Here is a 3,562-nt window from a genome sequence, read left to right on the forward strand (position 1 = left end):
GTTCGCGCCTGATTTTCCGGCGATCGAAAAGCGTGATCGCCGGAAAATGAGTCGCGAACGACCGACGCGACCTCGCGGGGTGGGTCACCACGGTGGTCGAGCTGCCGGCGTGCAAGGCCACCGGGGTGGTCGAGGTGGGAGCGAGCACGGTCACCGGGGTGGTTGAGCTGCGGGCCTGCCGGGTCGCCGGCGTGGTCGAGGTGGGAGCGTGCCGGGGCGGCGGGGTGGTCGGGCGGCCGGCGATCACGGTCACTGGGGTGGTCGAGTCGCGGGCCTGCCGGGTCACCCTGGTGGTCGAGCGGCCGGCGAGCCGGGTTACCGGGGTGGTCGAGGTCGGAGCGAGCTGGGTCGCCGGGGTGGTCGAGTTGTCGGTGTGCCGGGGCGCCGGGGTGGTGGCGGGGCAGTTGTTCGAGGCCGTCGAGCAGGGCCGCGGTGTTCTCGCGGCCGTGCGTCTCGACCAGGCCGACCACGACGTCCGTGCCCCTGGCCCGGCGGCGGTGCGCCTCGCCGAGCATGGCGAACGTCTTGCCGACACCGGGCGCCGCGCCGAGGTAGATCCTCAGCTCGCCGCGCTTGCGCTTGCCGTCCACGGACCCAGTGTGCGCGCGCCCGTTTCCCGGCGCGGTGCAACCCCGGTCCTTTACGCGGTCTTGACGGTCGCGGAGGCGCGTCGAAGTGTTCACCCGGAGTTCGACTCCGCGCACCACCCCACGCACGGCCGCAAAACGATACTTCGGCCTGCCGCCGTTCGGGTCATGATCGGAGTTCCGCATGTCGCACGACCACCACCACGGCCACACCCACGAGCACCACCACGAGGAAGTGGGGGGCAGCTGGCGCGACGCCCAGGACGACCGGCCGCTCTCGGTGGCGCGACGCCGGTTCCTGGCCGGTCTGGGCGCGGCCGGCGTGGCGACCACCCTGGGCGCGCTGCCCGCCCACGCGCACGGTGACCGCCCGGCCACGCCGGTGAACCCGTGGGGCGGGCGCGGGCGCTGGTTCGCGGGCGACCACCACATCCACACCAAGTACTCCAACGACGCCCAGTACGAGGTCGCGCAGCAGGTCGCCAAGGCGCGCGAGCACGGGCTGGACTGGGTCGTGATCACCGACCACGGCGGCGTCGCGCACGAGAAGTTCTCCATCGACCAGGTCGCGCCGGACATCGAGCGCGCCCGCAGGTCGCACCGGGACGTGCTGGTCTACCAGGGCCTGGAGTGGAACATCCCGGGCGCCGAGCACGCCACCGTGTTCCTGCCGCCCGGCCGGTCCACCGTCGACATCCTGCGCGCGTTCGAGGCCGCCTACGACGGCGGTGTCCTGTCCACGCCGGTCGCGAACGGCGGCAAGGGCCTGATCACCCGCTCCACGTCGGCCGACGGCGAACCGTACGCGTTGGCGGCCCTGCGGTACCTGGAGGCGCAGGTGCTCTCCGGCCGCACGGAGATCGCGCTGATGTTCGCCAACCACCCGGCCCGGCGCGGCGTGGACAGCCCGCACGAGTTCCGCGGCTGGCGCGACGCGGCACCCGGCGTGGCCGTGGGCATGGAGGGCGCGCCCGGCCACCAGGCGGCGGGCATCCCGACCGCGAACGGCGGCCGCGGCGCCGCGCGCGGGCTCTACGACGCCTCGCCCAACCAGGACAGCTTCCCCGGCTTCGCGCCGACCGCGACGGAGAACCCCTACCGCACCTACGGCGGGTTCGACTGGATGACCGCCAAGGTCGGCGGCCTGTGGGACTCCCTGCTGGCCGACGGCAGGCCGTGGTGGGTCACCGCCACCTCCGACTCGCACCGGGTGCACCTGGACACGCACAAGCAGGGCACCGGCGACCACAGCACGACCGGCAGCCGCGGCGCGCCGATCGACACCGGCGTGCCGCAGGTCGAGAGCGACTACTGGCCCGGTTTCTACAGCTCGACGCTGGTCGGCGCGGACTCCAAGTCCTATGTGGACGTGATGCGCGGCATGCAGGGCGGCAAGGTCGTCGCGGTGCACGGGCGGATCGTCGACGGGCTGAACCTGCGGGTCCGGTCGCTCGGCGAGGGCGACGACCGGGGCGTCACGATCGGCGGCCGCACGTTCGTCCGGCGCGGCCACGACGTCGAAGTGGTGATCGAGGTCGACCTGGCGCGCGGGCCGAACTTCGCGGGCGTGGTGCCGCGGCTGGCGAAGGTGGACCTGATCGCCGGCCCGATCACCGGCCCGGCGGCGGACCGCGACGCGTTCTCCGCGCCCGCCACGCAGGTGGTGAAGTCGTTCGAGGTCGCGCGCACCGCGCGCGGCACGGTGAAGTTCACGCACACGTTCCGCCGCGTGGAGGGCGCGTTCTACCTGCGGCTGCGCGGTTCGGACGGCAACCGGCTGACGTCGGACGGCAACCCGGTGATGGACGTGATCGGTGACGCCGACCCGTGGGCGGACCTGTGGTTCTACGCGAACCCGGTGTTCGTGGACGTCATCTGATGCCGTGGCTCGGCGCCGTGCCCGCCCTGCCCGGCGAGCACGGCGCGGCGCACGTGGACGCGCTGCTGCTGACGGCGTTGGACGGCGTGGCGGCGGACTTCGTGTGCACGCACACCGACCGGTCCGGGCCGGTCGCCGTCACCACGCTGTCCGCGCACGTGACCGGCGAGGTGGACGTGGACCGGCTGGCGGAGGCGTTGGGCGGGCCGGTGGCCGTGCTCGACGACTCCGACACGCCCGCCGCACGGGCCGCGCGGGCGGGCCGCGACCGCGCCGACGGCCGGTGCGTCCGGTTCCCCGGCCAGTCCGCGCTCACCGGCACGCACCCCGCGGCCGAGGTGGTGGCGCGGTCGGCGATCGACCGGGTGGTCGGCATCGGCGTCGCCGTCGCGCCGACCGACCCGGTGCGGACGCTGGGCTTCGTGCGCCCGGTGTGCCGGGACGGCGAGCTGCTGCTACTCGTGGAGCCCGCCGTCGGTGGCGTGCTGCGCCCGGCGGAGGCGGAGAGCCCGCACGAGTGCTGCGGGGGTCATTGACCGGATGCCCGGACCGCCCGCGAACGCCCACAGGGCGATCACCGGGTCGCAGATCGCGCACCCCAGCGACGAGTGCTCGGCGAACGGCACGATCGGGTTGCCGTGCAGGTGGTGCGCCACGTCCGCGGCCGTGTGCACGAGCCACCCGATGCCGATGAACGTCCACGACGTCAGGCCGCGGTAGGCGCAGAACGTGATGACGGCGGTGATGGCGAACTCCCACGCGCCCAACCCGCCGCCGCTGAGGTACGCCGCGCCGGCGCCGCCGACCATGACCGCGTTGAACGGTCGGCGGTGCCGGTCGGGGATGAAGGAGTTCAGGAGCACGTACAGCACGCCGATGAGCAGTGCCGAGACCACGACCATGGTTGGCGGTCCTTGTCGTCGCAGGAGAAACGTTCCGCCCCGGACGTTAGGAGCGCCGCGGCCGGCACGGCAGTGGCCGGAGTGCCACGTCCCAACGGGTTCTCGCCAACACCCGTCGCACGTGGTCGGGGGGGGGGGGGGGGCAGACACCCCCCCCCCCCCCCCCCCACCCCCCCGCAAGGGCCCGCCCGCCT

At 73.9% G+C, this 3,562-nt stretch carries 3 protein-coding genes and 1 pseudogene; 2 read left to right on the plus strand and 2 right to left on the minus strand.

What is annotated here, in order from left to right:
- A pseudogene (locus ABTZ99_RS44735) lies at positions 1-773 on the minus strand (hypothetical protein); the annotation flags it as partial.
- Here ABTZ99_RS44735 and ABTZ99_RS44740 point away from each other — a divergent pair.
- On the plus strand, positions 772-2,466 hold the full coding sequence (locus ABTZ99_RS44740; protein ID WP_499619247.1) for a PHP domain-containing protein: 1,695 nt from the start codon (positions 772-774) through the stop codon (positions 2,464-2,466). The pseudogene ABTZ99_RS44735 and the gene ABTZ99_RS44740 overlap by 2 nt on opposite strands.
- The gene (locus tag ABTZ99_RS44745) at positions 2,466-3,002 is read left to right on the plus strand and encodes a hypothetical protein (protein ID WP_499619249.1); all 537 of its coding nucleotides are present in this window, start codon (positions 2,466-2,468) and stop codon (positions 3,000-3,002) included. The genes ABTZ99_RS44740 and ABTZ99_RS44745 overlap by 1 nt, the downstream gene beginning before the upstream one ends.
- On the opposite strand, the gene ABTZ99_RS44750 is transcribed toward ABTZ99_RS44745, so the two are convergent.
- On the minus strand, positions 2,922-3,368 hold the full coding sequence (locus ABTZ99_RS44750) for a DUF6010 family protein (RefSeq protein WP_498780946.1): 447 nt from the start codon (positions 3,366-3,368) through the stop codon (positions 2,922-2,924). The two genes, ABTZ99_RS44745 and ABTZ99_RS44750, sit on opposite strands and share 81 nt — an antisense overlap.
- Positions 3,369-3,562: the final 194 nt, after the last annotated feature.

Source organism: Actinosynnema sp. NPDC002837 (assembly GCF_040295345.1).
GTDB lineage: Bacteria > Actinomycetota > Actinomycetes > Mycobacteriales > Pseudonocardiaceae > Actinosynnema.

Coding starts and splice junctions, on each gene's coding strand:
- ABTZ99_RS44750 (WP_498780946.1), bottom strand. CDS start 3,368: ATGGTCGTGGTCTCGGCACTGCTCATCGGCGTGCTGTACGTGCTCCTG.
- ABTZ99_RS44740 (WP_499619247.1), top strand. CDS start 772: ATGTCGCACGACCACCACCACGGCCACACCCACGAGCACCACCACGAG.
- ABTZ99_RS44745 (WP_499619249.1), top strand. CDS start 2,466: ATGCCGTGGCTCGGCGCCGTGCCCGCCCTGCCCGGCGAGCACGGCGCG.